Annotated in this window: 26 protein-coding genes; 7 read left to right on the top strand and 19 right to left on the bottom strand. The window is 60.0% G+C overall.

The annotated features are described in order from the left end of the window. Nucleotides 1-5: 5 nt before the first annotated feature. Complete coding sequence (locus PSH76_RS00315; protein WP_044270269.1) at nucleotides 6-590, bottom strand: hypothetical protein; 585 nt, start codon at nucleotides 588-590, stop codon at nucleotides 6-8. Then, nucleotides 556-1,320 (bottom strand): SURF1 family protein, encoded by a 765-nt coding sequence (locus tag PSH76_RS00310; protein ID WP_305493416.1) that lies wholly within the window; start codon nucleotides 1,318-1,320, stop codon nucleotides 556-558. Before PSH76_RS00310 ends, PSH76_RS00315 begins: the two co-directional genes overlap by 35 nt. A gap of 32 nt (nucleotides 1,321-1,352) precedes the next feature. On the opposite strand from PSH76_RS00310, the gene PSH76_RS00305 reads away from it, so the two are divergent. Then, complete coding sequence (locus PSH76_RS00305) at nucleotides 1,353-1,556, top strand: twin transmembrane helix small protein (protein WP_003187345.1); 204 nt, start codon at nucleotides 1,353-1,355, stop codon at nucleotides 1,554-1,556. A gap of 6 nt (nucleotides 1,557-1,562) precedes the next feature. Here the strand turns inward: PSH76_RS00305 and PSH76_RS00300 are convergent, their stop codons facing one another. From PSH76_RS00300 to coxB, 4 genes are all read right to left on the bottom strand, one after another. Next, the gene (locus tag PSH76_RS00300) at nucleotides 1,563-2,450 is read right to left on the bottom strand and encodes a cytochrome c oxidase subunit 3 (protein ID WP_003187344.1); all 888 of its coding nucleotides are present in this window, start codon (nucleotides 2,448-2,450) and stop codon (nucleotides 1,563-1,565) included. A gap of 35 nt (nucleotides 2,451-2,485) precedes the next feature. Further along, nucleotides 2,486-3,037, bottom strand: a complete 552-nt coding sequence (locus PSH76_RS00295) for a cytochrome c oxidase assembly protein (protein ID WP_044270262.1) — start codon at nucleotides 3,035-3,037, stop codon at nucleotides 2,486-2,488. A gap of 147 nt (nucleotides 3,038-3,184) precedes the next feature. After that, nucleotides 3,185-4,768, bottom strand: coding sequence for a cytochrome c oxidase subunit I (gene ctaD, locus PSH76_RS00290; protein ID WP_003187339.1), 1,584 nt, complete (start codon nucleotides 4,766-4,768; stop codon nucleotides 3,185-3,187). 58 nt (nucleotides 4,769-4,826) lie between these two features. After that, nucleotides 4,827-5,954 carry a cytochrome c oxidase subunit II gene (gene coxB / locus PSH76_RS00285; RefSeq protein ID WP_032894328.1) on the bottom strand — a complete coding sequence of 376 codons (1,128 nt, stop codon included), beginning with the start codon at nucleotides 5,952-5,954 and terminating at the stop codon, nucleotides 4,827-4,829. 369 nt (nucleotides 5,955-6,323) lie between these two features. Between coxB and PSH76_RS00280 the strand changes: the two genes are divergently transcribed. Next, the gene (locus tag PSH76_RS00280) at nucleotides 6,324-6,971 is read left to right on the top strand and encodes a hypothetical protein (RefSeq protein ID WP_305493415.1); all 648 of its coding nucleotides are present in this window, start codon (nucleotides 6,324-6,326) and stop codon (nucleotides 6,969-6,971) included. Nucleotides 6,972-7,127: 156 nt separating this feature from the next. On the opposite strand, the gene PSH76_RS00275 is transcribed toward PSH76_RS00280, so the two are convergent. The 6 genes from PSH76_RS00275 to PSH76_RS00250 all read right to left on the bottom strand — a co-directional run bounded on the left by PSH76_RS00275 (nucleotide 7,128) and on the right by PSH76_RS00250 (nucleotide 14,706). Further along, nucleotides 7,128-8,669, bottom strand: a complete 1,542-nt coding sequence (locus PSH76_RS00275) for a SulP family inorganic anion transporter (protein ID WP_032894330.1) — start codon at nucleotides 8,667-8,669, stop codon at nucleotides 7,128-7,130. A gap of 85 nt (nucleotides 8,670-8,754) precedes the next feature. Then, on the bottom strand, nucleotides 8,755-9,486 hold the full coding sequence (locus tag PSH76_RS00270; RefSeq protein ID WP_003187331.1) for a carbonic anhydrase: 732 nt from the start codon (nucleotides 9,484-9,486) through the stop codon (nucleotides 8,755-8,757). Nucleotides 9,487-9,714: 228 nt separating this feature from the next. Continuing rightward, nucleotides 9,715-10,773, bottom strand: a complete 1,059-nt coding sequence (locus PSH76_RS00265) for a PA0069 family radical SAM protein (RefSeq protein WP_278918014.1) — start codon at nucleotides 10,771-10,773, stop codon at nucleotides 9,715-9,717. Between the two features lie 82 nt (nucleotides 10,774-10,855). Beyond that, nucleotides 10,856-12,154, bottom strand: coding sequence for a cytochrome c (locus PSH76_RS00260; RefSeq protein ID WP_305493414.1), 1,299 nt, complete (start codon nucleotides 12,152-12,154; stop codon nucleotides 10,856-10,858). 12 nt (nucleotides 12,155-12,166) lie between these two features. Beyond that, complete coding sequence (locus PSH76_RS00255) at nucleotides 12,167-13,951, bottom strand: GMC family oxidoreductase (protein WP_032894333.1); 1,785 nt, start codon at nucleotides 13,949-13,951, stop codon at nucleotides 12,167-12,169. A 2-nt stretch (nucleotides 13,952-13,953) separates the two neighbouring features. Next, nucleotides 13,954-14,706, bottom strand: coding sequence for a gluconate 2-dehydrogenase subunit 3 family protein (locus tag PSH76_RS00250; RefSeq protein ID WP_169918571.1), 753 nt, complete (start codon nucleotides 14,704-14,706; stop codon nucleotides 13,954-13,956). Between the two features lie 275 nt (nucleotides 14,707-14,981). Here PSH76_RS00250 and PSH76_RS00245 point away from each other — a divergent pair, with 275 nt between their 5' ends. Then, nucleotides 14,982-15,632, top strand: coding sequence for a dual specificity protein phosphatase family protein (locus tag PSH76_RS00245; RefSeq protein ID WP_098949927.1), 651 nt, complete (start codon nucleotides 14,982-14,984; stop codon nucleotides 15,630-15,632). 111 nt (nucleotides 15,633-15,743) lie between these two features. On the opposite strand, the gene PSH76_RS00240 is transcribed toward PSH76_RS00245, so the two are convergent. Both PSH76_RS00240 and prlC read right to left on the bottom strand, forming a co-directional pair. After that, a complete protein-coding gene (locus PSH76_RS00240) occupies nucleotides 15,744-16,019 on the bottom strand; it encodes a YheV family putative zinc ribbon protein (RefSeq protein WP_010207776.1) in 276 nt (91 codons plus the stop codon). Beyond that, nucleotides 16,016-18,067 carry an oligopeptidase A gene (prlC, locus tag PSH76_RS00235; RefSeq protein WP_032894337.1) on the bottom strand — a complete coding sequence of 684 codons (2,052 nt, stop codon included), beginning with the start codon at nucleotides 18,065-18,067 and terminating at the stop codon, nucleotides 16,016-16,018. Before prlC ends, PSH76_RS00240 begins: the two co-directional genes overlap by 4 nt. A gap of 101 nt (nucleotides 18,068-18,168) precedes the next feature. Between prlC and PSH76_RS00230 the strand changes: the two genes are divergently transcribed. Both PSH76_RS00230 and PSH76_RS00225 read left to right on the top strand, forming a co-directional pair. Continuing rightward, nucleotides 18,169-18,711 (top strand): gamma carbonic anhydrase family protein, encoded by a 543-nt coding sequence (locus PSH76_RS00230; RefSeq protein WP_098949930.1) that lies wholly within the window; start codon nucleotides 18,169-18,171, stop codon nucleotides 18,709-18,711. Beyond that, nucleotides 18,708-19,367: an HAD family hydrolase gene (locus tag PSH76_RS00225; protein WP_305493413.1), complete on the top strand. Its 660-nt coding sequence runs from the start codon at nucleotides 18,708-18,710 to the stop codon at nucleotides 19,365-19,367. The genes PSH76_RS00230 and PSH76_RS00225 overlap by 4 nt, the downstream gene beginning before the upstream one ends. Before the next feature lie 95 nt (nucleotides 19,368-19,462). Here PSH76_RS00225 and PSH76_RS00220 read toward each other — a convergent pair whose 3' ends face one another. Next, nucleotides 19,463-20,506 carry an aminopeptidase gene (locus tag PSH76_RS00220; protein WP_305493412.1) on the bottom strand — a complete coding sequence of 348 codons (1,044 nt, stop codon included), beginning with the start codon at nucleotides 20,504-20,506 and terminating at the stop codon, nucleotides 19,463-19,465. A gap of 110 nt (nucleotides 20,507-20,616) precedes the next feature. Here PSH76_RS00220 and PSH76_RS00215 point away from each other — a divergent pair, with 110 nt between their 5' ends. Continuing rightward, nucleotides 20,617-21,039 (top strand): hypothetical protein, encoded by a 423-nt coding sequence (locus PSH76_RS00215; protein WP_305493411.1) that lies wholly within the window; start codon nucleotides 20,617-20,619, stop codon nucleotides 21,037-21,039. A gap of 1 nt (nucleotide 21,040) precedes the next feature. Here the strand turns inward: PSH76_RS00215 and PSH76_RS00210 are convergent, their stop codons facing one another. Together PSH76_RS00210 and PSH76_RS00205 are read right to left on the bottom strand one after the other, a co-directional pair. Continuing rightward, nucleotides 21,041-21,280, bottom strand: a complete 240-nt coding sequence (locus PSH76_RS00210) for a DUF1161 domain-containing protein (RefSeq protein WP_003187312.1) — start codon at nucleotides 21,278-21,280, stop codon at nucleotides 21,041-21,043. Nucleotides 21,281-21,492: 212 nt separating this feature from the next. Beyond that, a complete protein-coding gene (locus PSH76_RS00205; protein ID WP_032894343.1) occupies nucleotides 21,493-21,924 on the bottom strand; it encodes an OsmC family protein in 432 nt (143 codons plus the stop codon). Nucleotides 21,925-22,144: 220 nt separating this feature from the next. On the opposite strand from PSH76_RS00205, the gene PSH76_RS00200 reads away from it, so the two are divergent. After that, entirely contained in the window at nucleotides 22,145-23,146 is a 1,002-nt protein-coding gene (locus PSH76_RS00200) for an LLM class flavin-dependent oxidoreductase (RefSeq protein WP_032894344.1), read from the top strand. A gap of 58 nt (nucleotides 23,147-23,204) precedes the next feature. On the opposite strand, the gene PSH76_RS00195 is transcribed toward PSH76_RS00200, so the two are convergent. After that, the gene (locus PSH76_RS00195) at nucleotides 23,205-23,432 is read right to left on the bottom strand and encodes a DUF1161 domain-containing protein (protein ID WP_032894345.1); all 228 of its coding nucleotides are present in this window, start codon (nucleotides 23,430-23,432) and stop codon (nucleotides 23,205-23,207) included. A gap of 116 nt (nucleotides 23,433-23,548) precedes the next feature. After that, nucleotides 23,549-23,764, bottom strand: a complete 216-nt coding sequence (locus PSH76_RS00190; RefSeq protein WP_005783406.1) for a dodecin — start codon at nucleotides 23,762-23,764, stop codon at nucleotides 23,549-23,551. Nucleotides 23,765-23,801: the final 37 nt, after the last annotated feature.

Raw genomic sequence — 23,801 nt, 5'->3', positions numbered from 1 at the left:
TGCCCTTATCCGATGTTCGACAGTTTCAGCAGCAGGCGCAGGTCGTTGAGCAAGTCCTTGCCCTTGACCTTGGCGTCATAGCGCAGCACCAGATTGCCGTGAGGGTCGACGATCCACAGTTGCGCATCGCCGGGTGCGGCAGCGTTCCTGGCAAAGGTCGACACATCCAGCGGGTAGCGTTGCAGTTGTGGATATTCGGCTTTGAGCTTGGCCTCGTATTCGCGGCTCAAAGGTTGCGCGCCGGCCAGGGCATGGCTGGCACGGGACGCATCACGGCCAAGGCTGATCTGCAGCTGACGCGCCAGGTACACCAGTTGCTGGCAATCGGCAGCGCAGGCGGTGGGGGCGGTGACCAGCAGTTGCCAGCGCTGTTCATCGGCCTGCACACCGATGTCGGCGCGGGTCTGGCCGTTGCCGATCAGTTCGCCGTGGTAGCTGCGGCTGTCCGGCACCCAGAACTGCAATTTGTACATGAAGGTGGCTAGCGCCATCGGGCCGATCACCATCATCAGGATCAAAATCAGCTGCCAGCGACCCTTGCGCCGATCAGGCGTGTCAGATGTGCTGGGTGGATTCATGGCCGCTCCCATGGGGCTTCTCCTTTTTGTTATGCCATCCGAGGTAGAGGTAAAGCGCCAGCAACGCCACGGCCATGGCGAACCATTGCACGGCGTAGGCCAGGTGTTTTTCCGGGCCCATGGCGACGATGGGCCAGTGGGTTTCGTAGGTACCGGGGCCCGCTTCGGCACGCAGCTCATAAGTAAAACCACTGCGCCCCAGTTCGTCCCACAGCGCGGCGGGGTGCAGCGCGGTCAGCAGGCGCGGCCACTGCGTGCTGGCGGGGTCGGCATGCAATTGGAAGGTCTGGCCAGGGGCCACGTACACCCAGGCGTCGAGGTTCAGCGTCTGTTCAGGGGTAGTAAAGGCGGGCGCGATACGCCGGTCCGGCCAGGGCAGCCAGCCGCGATTGAGCAACAGCCACTGGCCGCTGGCCTGGTCATGGAAGGGTTGCAGCAACTCGACGCCGGCTTTGCCGTCACGCATGCGGTTATCCAGCAATACGCTGTGTTCGCCATCCAGTTGCCCGCGAAGATGAACGCGGCGGAAGGCCGGATCAGCCATGTCATTGAGTTGCGCACTGCTGACCGGCTCAGCCGCGCGGCGCTCGGCATAACGGTCTACCAGCAGTTGCTTTTCGTGCCCACGGGACAGTTGCCAGAACCCCAGGCCCACCATCAATGGCAGCAACACCAGCACCACCAGCGTCGGCGCGATGCCCGGACGAAAGCGTTGCAGGGCACTGGCTATACTCGATCTCATCGCCCCTCCTTCAATAAGCCCGGAGCCAGACCATGCTCAAAGCCGCCATTGCCCTGATGCTGATCGCGACCGTCGTGAGCCTGTTCAGTGGCTTGTTCTTCCTGGTCAAGGACGAGGGCAACTCCAACCGCCTCGTCACTGCCTTGACCGTGCGCGTCACGCTGGCCGTGATCACCGTGGGCTTGATCGCCTGGGGCTTTTTCAGCGGCCAACTGGTCTCTCATGCGCCGTGGTAAGCGGCGTCACAGCACATACACGAAGAAAAACAGCCCGATCCATACCACGTCCACAAAGTGCCAATACCAACTGGCCGCCTCAAAACCGAACTGGTGCTCGGCATTGAAATGCCCACGCAGGATGCGCATCAGCATCACAAACAAAATAATGGTGCCGATGGTCACGTGGGCGCCGTGAAAGCCGGTGAGCATGAAGAACGTGGCGCCGTACACGCCTGAGCCCAGGGTGAGGCCCAACTCTTTGTAGGCGTGGATGTATTCCTCAGCTTGGAACCCAAGAAACGCCAGGCCCAGCAGCACGGTGATCGCCAGCCAGAGTTTCAGTGCACCACGATGGCCTTTGCGCAGGGCATGGTGGGCAATGGTGATGGTCACGCTGGAACTCACCAGCAGGATGGTGTTCACCAAGGGCAGGCCCCAGGGGCTGATGGTGCCTTTGGGCGCTGGGTAGAGCTTGGGGTCGGGGTTGTTCAGCAGGGGCCAGGCAAACTCAAAGTTCGGCCACAGCATATGGGCAATGCCCTTGGGCCCTTCGCCCGCCAACCAAGGCCCAGCCCAGACGCGCACGTAGAACAGCGCACCAAAAAAGGCGATGAAGAACATCACCTCCGAAAAGATGAACCAGGTCATGCCCCAGCGGAACGAGCGGTCCATCTGCGCACTGTACAGCCCGGCGCGACTCTCCTTGATCACCGCGCCAAACCAGCCAAACAGCATGTAGGCCAGCAGCAAACCGCCCACGAAAAAGATCCACGGCCCGTGGGATTCGGGGCGCGCGGCCTTCAAGTCGTTGAACCACACGGCCAGGCCATACACGGTGACCAGCAGGCCAATCGTGGCAATTATTGGCCATTTGCTTTGCGCTGGTACGTAGTACGTATCATGAGTCGACATGTATTCGCTCTCCTGATTGAGGGGGCAAACAGTAGCTAGCCCCCGGTCCTGACGGCCACGGGCGGCTGGCGCGCAGTGATATCGAACAGCGTGTACGCCAGGGTCAAATGCTTCACATCCTTGGGCATCGCGCGGTCGACAATGAAACGTACGGGCATCTCAATGCGCTCACCGGGCTGCAACACTTGCTGGGTGAAGCAAAAGCATTCGGTCTTGTGGAAGTACATCGCGGCTTCGGCCGGGGAAATACTGGGTATCGCCTGGGCGGTCATCGGCTTATCGGTGGGGTTGTAGGCCACGAACAGCATCTCGTTGACTGCACCGGGGTTGACCACAATCTCATCGGCCTTGGAATGAAATTCCCAGACCATGTCGATGGCGTTGGTGGACAGGAACTGCACTCGCACCTGGCGCGAGGGGTCGACCCTTTGCTCACCTTCGTACTGCCCGGCGGTCTTGCCGTTGATGCCGAATGCCTTGCACATCACGTCATAGATCGGCACCAGGGCGAAGCCGAAGGCGAACATCGCCAGCACCAGGATCAGCAGGCGGGTGACCAGGCGCTTGAGCGGCACGGAGTCAGCCATGGCGCCCACCCAAGCCGAACTCGGTCAATGTGGGAGCGGGCTTGCTCGCGAAAGCGGTTTCATAGCCAACGAAAACGTTGACTGACACACCGTTTTCGCGAGCAAGCCCGCTCCCACACTGACCCGGTTCGCAACGCAACAGTCTGTTCATTTGACCTCCGGCGGCGTTGTAAACGTGTGATACGGCGCCGGCGAGGGCACGCTCCATTCCAGGCCCTCGGCGCCATCCCACGGCTTGGCCGGCGCAGGCGGGCCGCCACGGATGCACTTGATGACAATGAACAGGAAGAAGATCTGCGTGGCGCCGAACATGAAGGCCCCGATGGACGAGACCATGTTGAAGTCAGCGAACTGCAGGTTGTAGTCCGGCACCCGCCGCGGCATACCGGCCAGCCCTACGAAGTGCATGGGGAAGAACGCCATGTTCATGCCCACGAAAGACAACCAGAAGTGCAGCTTGCCCAAGGTTTCGTCGTACATGTGGCCGGTCCATTTCGGCAGCCAGTAGTAGGCCGAGGCGAAGATCCCGAAGATCGCGCCGGGCACCAGTACGTAATGGAAATGCGCCACCACGAAGTAGGTGTCGTGGTACTGGAAGTCCGCCGGGGCAATCGCCAGCATCAGCCCGGAAAAACCGCCGATGGTGAACAGGATCACAAAGGCCACCGCAAACAACATCGGCGTCTCGAACGTCAGCGAGCCTTGCCACATGGTGCTGACCCAATTGAACACCTTCACCCCGGTGGGCACGGCGATCAGCAGGGTGGCGTACATGAAGAACAGCTCACCCACCAGCGGAATACCCACCACGAACATGTGGTGCGCCCACACGATGAACGACAGGAACGCGATGCTCGCAGTGGCGTAGACCATCGAGGTGTAACCGAACAGCGGCTTGCGCGAGAAGGTCGGGATGATCGAGCTGACGGCGCCAAAGGCCGGCAGGATCATGATGTACACCTCGGGATGCCCGAAGAACCAGAACACATGCTGGAACAGCACCGGATCACCACCACCGGCCGCACTGAAGAAGCTGGTGCCAAAGTGGATGTCCATCAACATCATGGTCACGCAACCCGCCAGCACCGGCATCACCGCGATCAGCAGGAACGCGGTGATCAGCCAGGTCCACACGAACAGCGGCATCTTCATCAGGGTCATGCCCGGCGCGCGCAGGTTGAGGATGGTGGCGACCACGTTGATCGCACCCATGATCGAACTGATGCCCATCAGGTGAATGGCAAAGATAAAGAACGTCACGCTTTCCGGCGCATAGGTGGTGGAGAGCGGGGCATAGAAGGTCCAACCGAAATTCGGCCCACCGCCGGGTGTGAACAAGGTAGACACCAGCAGCAGAAACGCGGCCGGCAGCAGCCAGAAACTGAAGTTGTTCATGCGCGGCAGGGCCATGTCCGGCGCGCCGATCATCAGTGGGATCATCCAGTTGGCCAGGCCGACAAACGCCGGCATCACCGCGCCGAACACCATGATCAGGCCGTGCATGGTGGTCATCTGGTTGAAGAACGCCGGTTGCACGATCTGCAGGCCTGGCTGAAACAGCTCGGCGCGGATCACCATGGCAAACGAGCCACCGAGCAGGAACATGGTGAAGGCAAACCACAGGTACATGGTGCCGATGTCTTTGTGGTTGGTGGTCAGCACCCAGCGCATCAAGCCTTTGGCGGGCCCATGGGCGTGGTCGGCATGACCATGGTCGATCACAGTGCTCATGGCCGTTCTCCTGCAAGCGAGTGAGCGGGGCGATTCAGGGCATTGGCAATGAAAGTCGTCATTTGCTTTCCGCCTGTTTCAAAGCCAGCACGTCTTTGGGCGTGACCATGTCGCCTTTGTTATTGCCCCAGGCGTTACGCTCATAGGTCACCACCGCGGCGATATCCACTTCAGAGAGCTGCTTGCCGAAGGCTGCCATCGCGGTGCCGGGCTTGCCGTGATACACGATGCTCAGATGGTCTTTGGCCGGCCCGGTGGCGATTTTCGAGCCCTTGAGCGCTGGGAACATCGGTGGCAGGCCTTGGCCCTCAGCCTGGTGACAGGCCACGCAGGTGGTGTGGTAGACCTTGTCGCCACGGGCCACCAGCTCGTCCAGCGTCCACTCCTTGGAGGTCAGTTCCTTGAGCTTGGCCGCCTCCTCCTTGCGCTCGCCCAGCCAGGTGTCGTAGTCAGCCTTGGACTTGACCTCAACCACGATGGGCATGAAGCCATGGTCCTTGCCACACAGTTCGGCGCACTGGCCACGGTAGATGCCGGGCTTCTCGACGCGGGTCCAGGCCTCGTTGACGAAGCCGGGGATGGCGTCGCGCTTGACCGCAAAGGCCGGCACCCACCAGGAGTGGATCACATCGGCGGCGGTCACCAGAAAGCGCACCTTGGCGCCCACCGGCAATACCAGCGGCTGGTCGACTTCCAACAGGTAGTGTTCACCCTTGGTGGCCTGGTTATGGATCTGCTCGGCGGGCGTGGCCAGGTTGCTGAAGAACTCCACATCCTGACCCAGGTATTTGTAGTGCCACTTCCACTGATAGCCGGTGACCTGGATATCGATATCCGATTCACTGCTGTCGTAGATGTTGATCAGGGTCTTGGTGGCCGGAATGGCCATGGCCACCAGAATCAGCAAGGGCACCACCGTCCAGAGGATTTCCACGGTGGTGCTTTCGTGGAACTTGGCCGCTACCTGGCCCGTGGATCGGCGGTGCAGGATCATCGACCAGAACATCGCGCCAAACACGACGATGCCGATCACCACACAGATCCAGAAAATGGTCATGTGCAGGTCAAACACAGCGTGGCTGACTTCAGTAGCCCCTGGCGCCATATTCGTAGTCCAGGCGGCGTGCGCCTGGCCGAATACCGACCACAACAGGAGGCCCATCCAAACGTGTGGATGTCGCGTCATTGCGGGTTCCCCTTTATGTTTCTTGTTATCCCGCCGGTTTGCACCTGCGGCGAAGGGAGCGGCTTCCATACTGCTTACAACCGCCAAGCCTTGCCTGCGTCATGCAGTTGGGCGTCATCAGCTAATTGCGTACAAAATCGAGTATAGACAGCCGTAGCAACCCCGCAATGTGTGGGGGCAAATGAATAGAAACAGACAGACGGAGCCCGTAAAATGGGCGGCGGAATCGTTTATCCGACGAACGATGGCATTTCGATATAACCCCTCCCTATAACCATGAAATAATTATGACAAATGCGTCTTAGGCGCTCGTATAAACGAACTACCTTGTCTTTTCCCTTTTCCTACGCCTGCTTCACTGGAGCCCTCATGAACACCGCCGCATTGCGCGAGCAGATTTCCCGTGCCCATCAACACGAAGCCACCACCGGCCAGCTTGCCATTCAGCTGGAACAACAATTGCCGCACCTGCACTCGGCCATTTCTCTGGCTGAGGGCGATCGCAACATCGTCATGACGCGTTTTGTGACCGCTTACATCGACCTGGTTCCTGATTTGCTCGACGCCGCCAATGACGTGGCCCGTGAGGCCGGGATTGAAAGCCAGATCAAGCCGGTACTGAAAATCGCTGAACATTTCTTCCTGCAGCCGCCCGCGATCCTGGCCGGCCACGACGGCCTTGATGGCCTGCTGGATGAGGCCTACCTGGCGCATCGCCTGGTCGAAGAAGTGAACGATCTGTACATCAAGCATTTCGGCAAGCCGCTGATTCCAGCGGATACCACCGTGGCCAACGTGATCGCCCATCGACTGATCGGTGAAGACTTCGCCAACCAATTGGATGAAGCCGTGCACCTGGCGGTGGATGAGATGCTTAACGAGGAAAGCTTTGCGCTGGAGTCGGTCGAGGCCTATCGCGAACAGCTCAAGAGCCCGCTGACCGAAGCGTCCTGGAAGCGCTGGCCGTGCCTGTCGCGCCAGCTCGGGGTTGAGCTGACACTGGATCAGCCAGCATAAATCACAGCTCCAACAGGGGAGCTGGACACGCTTTTTGTAGGAGCGAGCTTGCTCGCGAAAAACTCACAGACGCCGCGTTTATTCAGCAAGCACGCGTTATCGTTAGGGTTTTTCGCGAGCAAGCTCGCTCCTACAAAGAACCGGGTGTTGTGCTGTTCAGGCAGGCGCTGAGCCGATCCCCACTGTCGTTCTCACCCGACCTTCCAACCGACGCTTCAACCCACGCGCCTCGATCACCAACGTCGAACCCTTGGCCGCATTGGCTCGGCCCCATTCTTCCAGCAACTCCAGGCAAGAGTGGTCGATGTAACTCAAGTTACTCAGCGGCACATGCAAGGTGGTCCCCGCAGGCACAGCCGACAGCACCTGAGTCAACGCCGGCACCTTCAGAAAGGTCGCCGCCCCCGTCAAACGCAGCTCCATCTCACCTTCCTGGGGCAGGTCGATCAGGCTGACTTTCAGGCGCGAAGCCTTGAAGGCCAACTTGAGCAATGTGAGCCCGAAGCCCACCAGCACGCCGGTCAGCAAGTCGGTAAAAATGATTGCCAGCGCCGTGGCCGCGTAGGTGAACATCGGCATCCGCCCATAACGCCCGAGCGCCTTGAACGCCTTGACGTCTACCAGTTTGATGCCGGTGTACACCAGCACACCCGCCAGGCTCGCGACCGGAATGCTTTGCAGCACGCTCGACAGCAACAGTACGAAGCCCAGCAGCCACAGGCCATGGAACATCGCCGACAGACGCGTGGTAGCACCGGCCTGGACGTTAGCCGAGCTGCGTACGATCACACCGGTCATTGGCAATGCACCCACCAGGCCGCAAAGCATGTTGCCCACCCCTTGGGCCGACAATTCCTTGTCGAAATCGGAACGTTGACCACTGTGCATGCGGTCTACCGCTGCGGCAGACAGCAGGGTTTCGGCACTGGCAATAAACGCCACGGCGAACGCCGCGATCAGCAGCTGTGGATCCGCCAGGTTCAGCAGGTCGCTGGGGCGCAGCCAGTCGATAGCGTCCGCCAGGTTTTCCGGGACTTCCACGCGCTTGACCTGCAGCGCCAGCACCAGGCTGGCGACGGTCGCCAGGCCCACGCCAAGCAGCGCACCGGGCACAAACCGTAGTGGTTGCGGGCGGAATTTGTCCCACAGGTACATCACCAACATCGTCGACAAGCCGAGTACGCCAGCCTGCCAGCCGAGCCCGCCGCCGAAGGTCGGAATCGCTTCAGCCAGCGCTGCCGGGAAGCCTGCCAGGTTATCCAGCCCTGACGGCTTGGGCGCGCCGTCGAGCATCACATGGATCTGCGACAACACAATCAACACGCCAATCCCGGCCAACATGCCGTAGACCACCGCCGGGGCGGTAACGCGAAACCAGCAGCCCAGGCGCAAACGCCCAGCTACCAGTTGCAGGAAGCCGGCCAGCAACAGGATCGGCCCCAGCATCAGCATGCCGTGCTGGCGCACCAGTTCGAACACCAACACCGCCAGACCTGCCGCCGGGCCGCTGACCTGCAGCGGCGAACCGGCCAGCCAGCCCACCACCAGGCCACCGATGATGCCAGTGATCAGGCCCTTGGCCGGCGGCATGCCGGACGCAATCGCGATGCCCATGCACAGTGGCAAGGCGACCAGAAAAACAACCACCGAGGCGAGCAGCTCCCGTGGCAATACAGCTTTCAATTGAGCAGCACGCATTATGACTCTCCCGAGGCATTCGCCGGGCGCGGTAAAGCCTGGCTGCATCCATGGCAGCCACCGCATTACCCGGCAGGGAAGTGTTTTAGAAGCGCGCTTTAGGCGTCGCTGAAGGGATCGGCTCGGTGCCGTTCAGCGGTCGGAACGCCGCTTTGTCCGCATCGTAGGCCCGTATTTCGCTGGTCTCGATGTTGTAGATCCAACCATGGATAAACAAATGACCATTGGCCATGCGCGAAGCCACGGAAGGGTGGGTGCGCAAGTGTTGCAGCTGGGCGATGACGTTTTCTTCGGTCAGCACCGCCATGCTCTCGCCTTCGTTGGCGCAGTCGCAGTTGTCATGGACCATGGTCTTGGCGACCTCGGCGTGACGCAGCCAGGCCTTGACCGTCGGCATCTTTTCCAGGCTGTCGGGGTTGAGCACGGCACGCATGGCGCCGCAGTCCGAATGCCCGCACACGATGATGTGCTGTACGCCAAGGGCGAGCACCGCGTATTCGATAGCCGTGGAAACACCGCCGTTCATCTGGCCGTAGGGCGGCACCACGTTACCGACGTTACGGGTCACGAACAGGTCGCCTGGGGAGCTTTGGGTGATCAGCTCGGGCACGATGCGCGAGTCGGCGCAGGTGATGAACATTGCCCGTGGGCTCTGGGCAGTGGCGAGTTTCTTGAAGAGTTCTTCCTGCTGGGGGAAGACGTCGTGATGGAAATGCAAAAAGCCGTCAACGATATGCTGCAGCGCTGCATCGGCGGATTCCGCCACCTGAGGGGCTGAAGCCGACGCAGCCAACGGCTGTTTATCCTTGTCACTCATGATTCATCCTCTTGATCAATGCAGGGGAGGGTTCAGGTCAGTTCGACGCCATGGCGGTGAAATAGTTGTAAAACACACACCGGCCAAGCCGCCGACTCATCAGTCACTCGCTGAACAAGGTAACCGCCGAAACTTAACTCAAACTGAATGAACCGCTCTAGAACGCGGGTTTCAGTGATGTCAAAACGCGACTATTCCTACAGCAAAGGTGCACGTTTCCCCATCAGTCTACAACAAAGCCATCTGCCTGCCCGGTGGGCAAAACGCTGTGCAATCGAGGTTGAACCCTTCCCGCCGGTTCAGCCCAAGGCGTTTGATTGCCTTGGTGAAACGCTGCGCCAGCAAATCGGCAAACGGCCCCTCACCGCGCATGCGCACGCCAAACCGGCTGTCATACACCTGCCCCCCGCGTACCTGGCGCACCAGGCTCATCACATGGGCCGCACGCTGCGGGTAATGGGCCGCCAGCCACTCCTCGAACAACGGCGCCACCTCCAACGGCAGGCGCAGCATCATATACGCCGCGCTTTGTGCGCCGGCCGCGTGAGCTTCGGTAAGCAGGCTCTCCAACTCGCTGTCGTTGATCATCGGGATCATCGGCGAGCACAGCACGCCCACCGGGATACCCGCATCGCGCATTACCCGAATCGCCCGCAGCCGCGCCTTGGGCGCTGCCGTGCGCGGTTCCAGGATGCGCTTGAGTTCATCGTCCAGGCTGGTGAGGCTGATCATCACCGCTACCAGGTGCTGGCGGGCCAACTCGGTCAGCAGGTCGAGGTCGCGCAGGATCAGCGAGCCTTTGGTGATGATGGTCACTGGGTGGCGGTAGCGCAGCAGTACTTCAAGGGTTTGCCGGGTAATCCGGTATTCACGCTCGATCGGCTGGTACGGATCGGTATTGGAGCCCAGGTTGATCGGCGCGCACACGTAGCCCGGCTTGGACAGCTGCTGTTCCAGCACATCGGCCGCGTTGCTCTTGGCAATCAATTTGGTTTCAAAGTCCAGCCCGGGCGACATGTCCCAATAGGCATGGCTGGGCCGCGCATAGCAGTAGATGCAACCATGCTCACAACCGCGATACGGGTTGATGGACCGATCAAACGGCAAGTCCGGGGAGTTGTTGCGGGTGATGATGGTCTTGGCCGTTTCGATACGCACTTCGGTGCCTTGGGTCGGCGGCACTTCCTGGTACCAGCCGTCGTCCTCGGCCACGCTGACGGTGGGTGCAAAGCGATTGTGCAGGTTGGTGGCCGTACCCCGGCCACGGGGCGGCAGCGCAGTAGACATGAAAACGCCTCGATACTGTTTTTATATACAGTATCGAGGCGCGAGGTTTCTGACCAGTGCCGTTGGGCGGCCAGCGAGCTTATCAGTGCTTTTGCGTCACCTGCCCCAGATCATCGCCCGAGGTGGTGTGCAGATCGTTTTTGCGCAGATCCGCCACATCGCTCGCCTTGACCGGCGCGCCCTGGTTGCCCCAGCTGCCACGGATAAAACTCACCACATCCGCCACTTCCTGATCCGACAGACGCCAGGCGAACGCCGGCATGGTAAAGGTGGACGGCGCCGCATGGGTGGCCGGCAAGGTGCCGCCGTTCAACACAATGTTGATCAACGACGTGGCATCTGCTGTCTGCAACACCGGGTTGCCCGCCAGCGCCGGGAATACCCGCGTATAGCCATGGCCGTCGGTACGGTGGCAGGCCGCGCAGTTGTCGATATACACCGACGCACCCGGCTTGCTGTCATCGCCCTTCCACAACGCTTGCGCTACCTGCTTGTCGTACTGGTGCGGCTGGTCCTTGGGATCGACCGCCGGCAGGCTCTTGAGGTAACGGGCGATAGCGGTCAGATCCTCTTGGGACATGTACTGCATGCTGTGCACCACCACATCACTCATGCCGCCGAACACCGCGCTGCGGTCGCTGCGACCGGTCTTGAGGAACTGCACCAGTTGCTCCTCGCTCCAGCTGCCGAGGCCGTCCTTGTGGTCGCCGCGCAGGCTTTTAGCAATCCAGCCTTCCAACGGCGCACTGCCAGACAGGAAGTCGCTGCCGTCCGTGGCACTCAGGGCTTTTTCCTGCATGGTCAGGGCGCGCGGCGTATGGCAAGCGCCGCAATGTCCGAGACCTTCCACCAGGTAGGCACCGCGATCGATCACCGGGTCGGCGGCGGCTTGCGGCTGATGCGCCTCGACCGCCGGGGCAAACATCCGGCGCCAGGCCGCCAACGGCCAACGCATGCTCAGGGGCCAGGGAATATCGCTGTCCTTGTTTTCTTGGGCGACCGGTTCGACCCCCTTCATGAAGTACGCATACAACGCTTGCATATCGCTGTCGCTGACGCGCGCGTAAGACGGGTAGGGCATCGCCGGGTAAAGCGTACTACCGTTCTTGGCGACGCCATGGCGCACGGCCTTGTCGAAATCCTCGAAGCTGTAGTCGCCCAGGCCGGTCTTGTCCGGGGTGATGTTGGTGGAATAGATCACGCCAATCGGGGTTTCCATCGGCAGGCCACCAGCGAAGGGCTTGCCACCCTTGGCGGTATGGCAGGCGACGCAGTCACCGGCACGCGCCAGGTACTCGCCCTGCTTGATCAAATCAGTTTCGGCGGCGCTGATCGAGCAGCTGCTGAACAGCGCCAGGGAGGCGATAACGAGTGCTTTCATGGTCATCGCTCCTTATGCCTGAACCAGTGGGCCGGGGTTTTTGAGGTACTGCTCGCGAATCGCTCGAGCCGACCAATAGGTCAACGCTGCCACCAGGCCGGTAGGGTTGTAGCCCAAGCCTTGTGGGAAAGCGGAAGCACCAGGGACAAACACGTTGTGCACATCCCAGCTCTGCAAGTAGCGGTTCAACGCGCTCGTTTTCGGGTCGGTACCCATGATCGCGCCACCGTTGAGGTGGGTGGTCTGGTAGGAGGCGGTATTGAAATGCTCACCGACCTTTTTACCCAGCACGGCGATGGCCTTGGGGTTCATGGCCTGGGCCACTTTGCCCATTTTTTCCATCATGAAGCGGTTCATCTTGATGTCGTTTTCTTGCCAGTCGAAGGTCATGCGCAGCAGCGGCAGGCCGTAGGCATCGCGGTAAACCGGGTCCAGATCCAAGTAGTTGCTGCGGTAGGACTGATGGGCTCCGTGGGAGTCCATGGAGACCTGATGGGTGTAGTAATCGGCGGTGGCGCGCTTCCAGGCGCTGCCCCAGGCCGGGGTGCCCGGTGGGTTGGACGTACCGGCAATCGGCCGGCTGCCCGCCTGGTTGACCCACATCGGCGAGCCACCCACGAAGCCGTGAGGGCCGTGGTCAAAGTTGTCGGCGTTGAAGTCGTCGATGGCCACGCCATTGCCGCCCGCGCCGATAAAGTTGTTGGTGTGGGTGTCCTTGTCGAAGAACGCCTTGATGGTGCCCATGTTCTGGTAGGCGAAGTTCCTGCCTACCACACCCTCGTTGGTAATCGGGTCGTAGGGTTTGCCGATGCCGGACAGCAGCATCAGGCGCACGTTATGGAACTGGAAGGCGCCAAGAATCACCAGGTCCGCCGGCTGTTCGCATTCGCGGCCCTGGGCGTCGATGTAGGTCACGCCGGTGGCTTTCTTCTTGGTGCTGTCGAGGTTGACCTTGAGCACGTGGGAATTGGGCCGCAGCTCGAAGTTCGGCACCTGGCGCAAGGCCGGTAGGATGTTCACGTTCGGCGAGGCCTTGGAGTACATGTAGCACACGTAGCCACTGCAAAAGCCGCAGAAGTTGCACGGGCCCATCTGCGCACCGTAGGGGTTGGTGTACGGTCCCGACGTGTTGGCCGACGGCAGGTTGTAAGGTTTGTAACCTACATCGGTCGCCGCTTTCTGAAATAGCTGGGCGGAGACGGTATTTTTCTGCGCTTCCAGCGGGAACGGGTTGGAACGATCTGGCGCGTAGGGGTTGCCGCCACGACCTTCGCCGACCAGTTGGCCCTTGACCGTCCAGGCTTGGCCGGAGGTGCCAAAGACTTTTTCCGCATAGTCGAAAAACGGCTCCAGCTCTTCATAGCTGACGCCGAAGTCCTGAATGGTCATGTCCTTGGGAATGAAGTTCTTGCCGTAGCGCTCTTCGTAATGGCTGCGCATGCGCAGCTCAATCGGGTCGACGCGAAAATGCACGCCCGACCAGTGCAGCCCCGCACCACCAACGCCATTACCCGGCAAGAAAGCGCCCAACTGACGATTGGGCAGGGCGACGTCATTTACGCTGTGGCGAATGGTCACCGTTTCTTTGGAGATGTCCTGGAACAGCTTCTTACGCACGCTGTAGGTCAATTCGTCGATGACCTGTGGATAGTTGCCGTCTGGGTAAGTGTCCTGCATCGGGCCGCGCTCCAGCGCTACCACGTTGAGGCCTGCTTCTGTCAGCTCTTTGGCCATGATTGCGCCCGTCCAGCCGAAGCCCACAATCACTGCATCCACTTTCTTCATGATGGTCGCCACGTTTATGCCCTCTCACCGCGAATGGAAACAGCCGGGAAGGGGTATTGCTCGTTGCGTTCCACCCAATCCATGAAGTCGGCGCGGGCGCCGGGGAAGCCGATCATGGTCCAGCCGACCATGCCTTTATTGCCACCGTGGATAGGGTCGCAAAAGAAGCCTTCCTTGGTGTTTTGCAGCAAAAGGTTGAAGAACATCTTGGGCGGCACGGCGTCGAAATGCGCCGCCACTTCGCTGCCGCCAGCTTCCAGACGCCTCAGCATATCGTCTCGGGTAGCGCTGTCTTGCGCAGCAAAAGCTTTACCGTTGAACGCCTTCGACCACGCATCCGTGGCAGCAATACCCAGGCGATAGATCTCCTTGGGCACCAATTTGCTCTGCCAGCCCATCTCCGGTGCCGCATCGGCGTTGAACGGGCCTTGCATGAACCACAGGGCGCCACTGGCGTAAGGGGTGTTCATCTGGCGGTCGATGTATTCCGGCGCGCCAGCCTCCAAGGCGCCTGGGCCCTGGGCGTCAGCGGGAATCAAGCGCTCGACGGCGGCGTTGATAAACGCCCATTCCTCGGCCGTGAAATAGCTTGGCTCGTAGGCTTTATCGCTGACCGCAGGCTTGGTCGGTTCGGCCTGGGCCGGCTCTGGCGTGGCCATCAACATCGAACCACCAAGGCCGGTGCTGGCAACCGTGACCACCGGGATCAAGGTCAAGGATTTGCGTAAAAAGTCACGCCGGGGGTTGTCTTGATCTTGATCAGACATAGGTACACCTCATCATGTGGTCACGGGTTTATCCGCCGCTTCTGGGAGCAGCGTGAAGGCTTTGCGGCTAATTGGATCCAAGCAGATACAGCACAATGGCAAACATTAGTTACAAATGATAGCAGGCTAAGAATTGAGAGGCGTCAATTCGGCGACAAAAACACCGGATCAGATCGCAAGTATCACGATTCTTTGACGCGGACCTCACGCCGTATTGACCCGCCTTGAGTGAGTCTGTGGCCCATCAACCACTTCCTCGCTCGGTCACAACGTTCATGTTCAACACACGCATACTGCTCGCTCTCGGCCTGGCGTTCATGAGCCTGCTCAACACCGCACACGCCGATGAGGCTGCGTCGATCCGCTCGCCGGAATGGGCCCAGCCGGTGGGTAACCAATACAACCTGCACCAAATGACACCCACGCTCTATCGCAGCGCATTGCCGGACGAGCGTGCGCTGCCCCTGTTGCAAACGCTCAAGATCGCTACGGTCATCAACTTCCTGCCGGAATCTGATGCGCAGTGGCTCCAATCATCTGATATCAAACAAGTGCAGTTGAGCTATCGCACCAACCACGTCGACGATTCCGACGTGCTGGCGGCGATCAGAGCGATTCAGGCAGCAGAGGCCGATGGCCCGGTGTTGATGCACTGCAAGCACGGCGCCGACCGCACCGGCCTGATGGCGGCGATGTATCGGGTGGTGGTTCAGGGGTGGAGCAAGGAGGATGCGCTGAACGAGATGACCTTGGGCGGCTTTGGCAGCAGCAATGGCTTCAAGGACGGCGTTCGCTACATGATGAGAGCCGATGTCGACAAGTTGCGCACAGCTTTAGCAAATGGGGATTGCAGCACCAGCGCGTTTGCGTTGTGCTCAATGAAAGACTGGATCACCACAACGGGCCAGGCAGAGAAAAAACTGTAGGAGCGAGCTTGCTCACGAAAAACTCAACAGCGGCGCGCTTATCTAGCATAACGCGCGTTTTCGTTAACGTTTTTCGCGCGAGCAAGCTCGCTCCTACAGGGGGGGGCGGGGTTAGTCTTTTTTCAGCTTCGGGTTTGGGAAGAACTGCACTGCCTGCACTTTAGGGTCCGCCGGGGCTTTCAACGCGGAGGTATTGACCCTTGTGCCCAATTCCTTGGGCACCGACAGGCCTTGATCATTCAGCGTATCGGTATACCCACAGGCCACGCACTCGCGGTGCGGCACGTTGTCTTCGGTCCACATCTTCAACTTGTCCGGCTCGCTGCAAGCCGGGCAGACAGCCCCGGCGATAAATTGCTTTTTGGTGATCACAGGCCCTTCACTCATGCTGCTGCGTCCTCACTCAGGCCGCTGTGGCGCAAGAGTGCGTCAATCGACGGCGCGCGTCCGCGGAAGTCGACGAACAGCACCATCGGCGCCTGGGAACCACCACGCGCCAGGATGGCTTCACGGAACGCACGCCCGGTCTGGGCATTGAGCACGCCGTCTTCCTCGAACTTGGAGAACGCGTCCGCGGACAGCACTTCGGCCCACTTGTAGCTGTAGTAACCCGCCGCATAACCGCCGGCGAAGATGTGCGCGAAACTGTTGGGGAAGCGGTTGTAGGCCGGTGGGCGCATCACCGAGACTTCATCGCGCACCCCTTCCAGCACCTGGGCCACGCTGCGACCATCGCCATGGGTGGCGTGCAGTTCAAAGTCGAACAGCGAGAACTCCAGCTGACGCACCATCATCAGGCCGGACTGGAAATTTTTCGCCGCGAGCATTTTCTCCAGCAGGTCCTGGGGCAGGGGCTCGCCGCTTTCGTAGTGGCCGGAGATCAGCGCCAGGCCTTCAGGCTCCCAGCACCAGTTCTCCATGAATTGGCTCGGCAGTTCCACCGCGTCCCACGCCACACCGTTGATACCGGATACGCCGGCGTGTTCCACGCGGGTGAGCAGGTGATGCAGGCCGTGGCCGAACTCGTGGAACAGGGTGGTGACTTCATCGTGGGTCAGCAGGGCAGGCTTGCCGCTGTCGGCCGGGGTGAAGTTGCACACCAGGTTCGCAACGGGGCTTTGCAGCACGCCATCAACGGTACGGCGGCGGTCACGGGCGCCATCCATCCAGGCACCGCCACGCTTGTTGGCGCGGGCGTACAGGTCGAAGAAGAAACGCCCGACGTGCTCGCCGTTTTCCTTGATTTCGAACAAACGAACATCCGGGTGCCAGGTGTCGAAGCCTTTGAGCTCAGCGATCTCGATGCCGTACAGGCGCTGCACAATGGCAAACAGGCCGCCCAGCACTTTGTCGATGGGGAAGTAGGCGCGCAAGGCTTCCTGGGACACGCTGTAGCGCTGCTCACGCAGTTTTTCGCCGTAGAAACCGCTGTCCCAGCTTTGCAGATCAGGGCAGCCTTGCTCGGCGGCGTAGGCCTTGAGCTGTTGCAGGTCCTGGGCGGCAAACGGCTTGCTGCGCTTGGCCAGGTCACGCAGGAAGCTCAGCACCTGGTCGCTGGACTCGGCCATCTTGGTGGCCAGGCTCAGCTCGGAGAACGACGCATAACCCAACAATTGGGCCAGTTCCTGACGCAGGTCGAGGATCTGTTCCATCACCGGGCCGTTATCGTTCTGACCGGCATTCGGGCCTTGGTCCGACGCACGGGTGCAGTAGGCAGCGTAGACCTCTTCACGCAGGGCACGGTCCTGGGCGTAGGTCATGACGGCGTAGTAGCTGGGGAATTCCAAGGTGATCAGCCAGCCGTCGAGGCCCTTGGCCTGGGCGGCGGCGGCCATTTGTGCCTTGGCCGAGTCGGTCAGGCCGGCAAGGGTGGCTTCATCGGTGACGTGCTTGGTCCAGGCCTGGGTGGCGTCCAGCAATTGGTTGGAGAACTTGCTGCCCAGCTCGGACAGCTTGCTCTGCACCTCGGCGTAGCGCTTTTGCTGCTCCGGCGGCAAGTCGATACCCGACAGGCGGAAGTCACGCAGGGAGTGTTCCAGAATGGTTTTTTGCGCCACATCGAAACCGGCAGCTTCCGGGCTGTTGGCCAGGGCTTCGAAGGCCTGGAACAGCTCACGGTTCTGGCCCATTTCGGTGGAGTAGGCGCTCAAGGCCGGCAGGCATGCCTCGTAGGCTTCGCGCAGTTCGGCGCTGTTGCACACGGCATTGAGGTGGCTGACCGGGCTCCAGGCCGCACCCAGGCGATCATTGAGTTCGTCCATGGCCAGGACCAGGCCGGCCCACGTCGGATTTTTACCCTGGCTTTGCAGGATCTCTGCGATTGCCACGCGGTTGTCGGCGAGGATCTGTTCGATGGCCGGCTGCACGTGTTCGGCACGGATCGCCGAGAACGGCGGCAGGTCGTAGGACTGCAAAAGAGGGTTGTTCGCGCTCACGGTGGGCACCTTGGCTGAAGAAACATGTAGAACAAAGATGGGGCCATCTTAATTACAATCAACACCCACCGCAGCTATCAGCAGAAGAGAGAGAGGCTATCGTGACCCTTCGCACCTATCAGAACCACACGCCAACCCTCGGCGCCGGGGCGTTTGTCGATATTTCGGCGGTGGTGATCGGCGATGTCGAAATCGGCACTGACAGCTCGGTTTGGCCGCTGACAGTGATTCGCGGCGACATGCACCGCATCCGCATCGGTGCGCGCACCAGCGTGCAAGACGGCTGCGTGCTGCACATTACCCATGCCGGGCCGTTCAATCCTGAAGGTTTCCCGTTGCTGATCGGCGACGATGTGACCATCGCCCATAAGGTCATGCTGCATGGCTGCACCGTGGGTAGCCGCGTCCTGATCGGCATGGGCAGTATCGTGATGGATGGCGCCGTGGTCGAAGACGACGTGATCATCGGCGCCGGCAGCCTGGTGCCGCCAGGCAAGAAACTCGAGAGTGGTTTTTTGTATGTGGGCAGCCCGGTTAAACAGATTCGCGCATTGACTGACAAAGAACGCGCCTTTTTCACCTACAGCGCGGCGAACTACGTGAAGCTCAAAGACCTGCACCTGGCCGAAGGATTCGATCAATGACCCTGCATCACCCCACCGTCCTGTTCGACCTGGACGGCACCCTCACCGACCCACGCGAGGGCATTACCCGTTCGATCCAGTACGCGCTGGCCAAACTGGGCATTGATGAACCCGACCTGACCAAGCTCGAACACTTCATCGGCCCACCCTTGTTGCAGGCGTTCATGCAGTTTTACGCCTTCGACGAGGCCAAGGCATGGGAGGCGGTGAATTTCTACCGTGAGCGCTTCAAGGTTACCGGCCTGTATGAAAACCGCGTATTCGACGGCGTCATGCCGTTATTGGAAGAGCTGAACAGCCAAGGGCGCCAGCTGTACGTCGCCACCTCCAAACCGTGGGAATTTGCCCGCGAGATTGCGCGGCATTTCGACTTTGCCAAGCACTTCAAGGTGATCTACGGCAGCGAGCTGGGCGGTACGCGCACCAACAAGGTGGAATTGATCGCGCATTTGATGCGTGAGGAACGACTGGACCCGGCCACCACCTTGATGATCGGTGATCGCAAGCATGACCTGATCGGGGCCCGCAGCAATGGGCTGGATTCGGCCGCTGTGGGGTATGGGTTTGGGAGTTTTGAAGAGCTGAATGCCGAGGCACCGACCTGGCATTTCGAGACGTTGGACCAGATGCATCAGGCGTTTTTGCAGCGGTCTTAAGAGCGCTTTCGCAGGCAAGCCAGCTCCCACAGTTGACCGCATCCTCATGTTGAAAATCGGTCAACTGTGGGAGCTGGCTTGCCTGCGATAAGGCCCTAACGGCCAACCCTCTCCAACTGCCTCAACGCCGCTTTCCGCTGCTCTACCGGCAACCCACCCAACCGCTCCACCGCAGTATAAAACTTCACCCAATCCCCACCTTCCTGCGCAAACAACGCCGCAAACGCCGGCACCCATTGGTCATACAACCCAAACGGCAACAGTCGGGCATTGTTCATCGGCTGGTTGATCCAGGCGTCATAACGCTTGTCACCCTCCCATTGGCTATCGCGCAGGTGCCGGTATTCGCTGCGCAACTGTTCGAATTGCGCCGCTTTGGCCCGGCGCATGGCGTCCGCTGCCAACGGCTGCGCGTACAACGCCTCCAGGCGTTTACGGGTATCGAGAATCAGCCGGATAAATTGGTCACGTTGCTTCAACGCCGCATCGCCGACAGGCGCCAGGCCCCGCGCCGCACGCCATTGTCGGGTGCCTTCCTGCTCGACAAAACTGGCATAGGACTCATTGAACTCGGTGTCATCCTTCACGTAGAAGCGCTGGTGGGCCAGCTCATGGAAGATCAGCGTGGCGAGGCGCTCATCGCCCCAGCTCATCATCGAACTCATGATCGGGTCGTTGAACCAGCCCAGTGTGGAATAGGCCTCCACGCCACCGATCGACACATCCATGCCCTGTTGCCGCAACAGCGCCGCCTCGCCCCGCGCCGCGCCTTGGTTGTAGTAGCCGCGATAGGCGACGCAACCGGCGATGGGAAAGCAATGGTTCTGTGGTGACAGAGAAAATTCCTGCGTGGCGAAGACATTCCAGACCACATAGGGTCGGCCGATATCGGCATATAGCCGGTAACTTTGGTTGTCAGGCAGGTGCAGGTGTTCACTGGCAAAGGTTCGGGCTTTCTGCGATTGAGCCAGATGCTCGCGCAGCACTGGCGGGCGAGCAGGGTCGGCGATCACCTCGGCAACCGGCTCCCGGGCCCGCAACAGCTGCCACTGGCCGCTCGCCAACTGGCCGTAATAACTGACACTGGAGCAGCCGCTGAGCAGCCCAACCATCAGCCCTGGAAGAAAACGCCTGATCATGCACTGACTGCTCCTGGGTGATTGGTTCGCCAGACTATCGCGCTTGCAGGGGATTTTTCCACGGCATGGCGTGTTTATACTCAAGCCTCTCTTCGTGCTGAGTACCTGCCATGCGCCAGCTTGTGCTTCCCCTCGCCGCTGTGCTCCTCAGCGCTTGCGCCTATACTCCCATCCCCCCTGTGGACCCGCAGCAGGCATGGGTCGATTTCACCACGCCGACACCGGGTTCCAAGTTGGTGATGGCTCAGCGCCTGGACGGGAAAAACCTCGACGACGGGCGCTTTTTTCAAATGCCTCCCGGCCCTCACGAGCTGATGGTGCGCTTTGACTTTGAAGTGCCCGCCGGCGGCGGCCTGGGTGGCCTCAGCCAGATGATGTATCGCACCTGCTTCATGACGCTGCAGTACGACCACTTTCAGGCCGGCCAGCGCTATGTGCTGGAAGGGCGCTCACTGGCGTTCACGCCCAACATCCGACTGTACGACTCCGCCCGCCAGTTATTGGCCGAAGAGCGCAGCGTGAATTGCATCTGAGTCAGTCGTTGTTCTTTTGATAGATGATGCGCTTGGTGCCGTTTTCGCACGAACCGACAATCATGGCTTCGTCATGGTTCTTGGCTTCTTCGGCGGTGATGATTTCCAGGGTGTAGGACGGAATCGCCTTGGCCTGGATCTTCACTTCGATTTCTTTCCTGAGCTCTTCACAATCTTTTGGCGCGGCCACGGCCGAAGTGGCCAATACACCGCAGATGATTGCCAAGGCAAAACGTTTCATGTGTGGAGCTCCCTGAATGCGCTGCGCACGAGTGTGCGCCTAGGCTGCATGGGCTATTCGACCACATTTTGCAAACACGAGTTCTGATTTAACGCAGAACTAAAAATGTGGGAGCGGGCTTGCTCGCGAATACGCAGTGTCAGTCACCGAAGATATCGGCTGATCCACCGCATTCGCGAGCAAGCCTGCTCCCACACAAGGCAACAGCTACATCAGTTGACCAGTGTGGCATCCAGCGTGATGGTTGCATTCAGCACCTTGGACACCGGGCACCCTTGCTTGGCCTTTTTGCTCAGTTCATCGAACTGCGCTTGGCTCGCGCCTGGGATTTTGGCCTTCAGGATCAGATGCACGGCTGTAATCGCAAAGCCGCCCTCGACCTGGTCCAGGGTCACTTCGGCCTGGGTGTCGATGCTGTCAGCCTTGAGCCCGGCCTCGCCAAGAATCATGGAAAACGCCATGGAGAAACAGCCGGCGTGAGCGGCGCCGATCAATTCTTCAGGGTTGGTACCCTTGCCGCCCTCGAAACGGGCCTTGAAGCCGTAGGGCGCTTCGCGCAGCACGCCGGTTTCCGTGGAAATGGAGCCCAGGCCAGTCTTCAGGTCGCCTTCCCAATGCGCGGATGCCTTTTTAACGATACTCATAGCTTTCTCCTCGAACGGTGGTTTTGCGTCGGTAAGGGTTCTGAGGATAGACGCCACGGCAAAGTTCATCTTGTCGGAAAAACCTAGCAATCCAGTAGGAAATTTCAGAACCACCTATTGAATCTCGGGTATATGCCCTCATTGCATAGAACATGCACATGCAGCGGCAGGTTTTGGCTCGTTTAAAAAAGCCTGTGCGCCCTATTGGAGAAGCAGGCTTATGAAATCGCTGTCCGACGTAAAATTTTCAACCCTCGACCTGGTGCCCGTACGCGCCAACGGCAGCCCGGCGCAGTCGCTGCGCAATTCCCTGGACCTGGCCCAGCATGTGGAGAAGTTCGGCTACCACCGTTTCTGGGTGGCCGAGCACCACAATATGGACGGTATCGCCAGTTCGGCCACCTCGGTACTGCTCGGCTACCTGGCAGGCGGCACCTCGACCATCCGCGTGGGTTCCGGCGGCGTGATGCTGCCTAACCACGCGCCACTGGTGATCGCCGAGCAGTTCGGCACCCTGGAAAGCCTCTACCCTGGCCGTATCGACCTGGGCCTGGGGCGCGCCCCCGGTTCCGACCAGATGACCGCCCGCGCCCTACGCCGTGAACGCTCCGGCAGTGCCGACGACTTCCCCGAAGATGTGGCCGAGTTGATGGCCTACCTGGGCCCGCGTACGCCCGACCAACGAGTTATCGCGGTACCCGGTACCGGCACCAATGTGCCGGTGTGGCTGCTGGGTTCGAGCCTATTCAGTGCGCAATTGGCCGGTGAGCGGGGCTTGCCTTACGCCTTCGCTTCGCATTTCGCACCGCGCTTGATGCATGAGGCGATTCGCGTGTATCGCAATCACTTCAAGCCTTCGGCCGTGCTGGATAAACCCTACGTGATGCTCGGCATTCCGCTGGTGGCGGCCGACACCGATGAGCAGGCCGATTACCTGGCCACCTCGGTGTACCAGCGTATTCTCGCGTTGATGCGCGGCCAGAGCCTGGTGCAGCGCCCTCCAGTCAAAACCATGGACGGCCTGTGGTTGCCCCATGAAAAAGACGCGGTCGGTAGCTTCCTTGGTTTGGCCATGGTGGGCAGCCCGGCGAAGATTCGCGCCAAGCTGGAGGTGTTGATCGAGCAGACCGGCGCCGATGAGCTGATTTTTACCAGTGACCTGTATGAGCACGCCGATCGGATTCATTCCTACGAGCTGCTTGCACAAGTGATGAAGGGCTGAAATCCAGGCGAAAAAAACCGACGCACTTGCGTCGGTTTTTTATGTCCACAACACGAGATTAACCGCGCTTGTAGGCAATTTCCTTGGTGCCACCTTCGCAGGTGCCAACTACTGTGTGGTCACTTGGCGTAGCACCTTTGTCCACCACTTCCAGCGAATACCCCGAAGCACCCTTGGCGTCGATTTTCGCGGCAATTTCGCTTTTCAGCTCTTCACAAGGCTTGCCCGCCGCCATAGCGGTACCCGCAATGCTCAACAACCCTACCGCCAACAGAAACGTCTTCATCCGTTACTTTCCTTGCGCTGATCAAAAAGAGCGTGCCGACGCTCATCGCATCGGCACCCGTTGTTTGTAGCGCAGGTTATGGCAATCGGCCAGCGGGCAAAGTTCAACTCTGCCGATCAACTACTGGCAATGCGGAATCCCACTTTGAGCGTGACCTGGAAGTGCGCAGCCTTGCCATCCTTGATGTGACCACGGGTTTCGGTCACCTCAAACCACTCCAGATGCTTGATGCTTTTGTTGGCTTCGGCCAGGGCATTGTTGATCGCGTCTTCGATGCTGGTGGTGGAAGAGCCTACCAGTTCGACTTTCTTGTACGTGTGATGATCACTCATGGCGTTTCTCCTTTAGGTCGTCAATCAAGACTAGCAG

It is taken from the genome of Pseudomonas sp. FP215 (genome assembly GCF_030687795.1).
GTDB lineage: Bacteria > Pseudomonadota > Gammaproteobacteria > Pseudomonadales > Pseudomonadaceae > Aquipseudomonas > Aquipseudomonas salmasensis.
The sequence above is the reverse complement of the archived record's forward strand: the minus strand, read 5'-3'. Positions and strand labels throughout refer to the sequence as shown.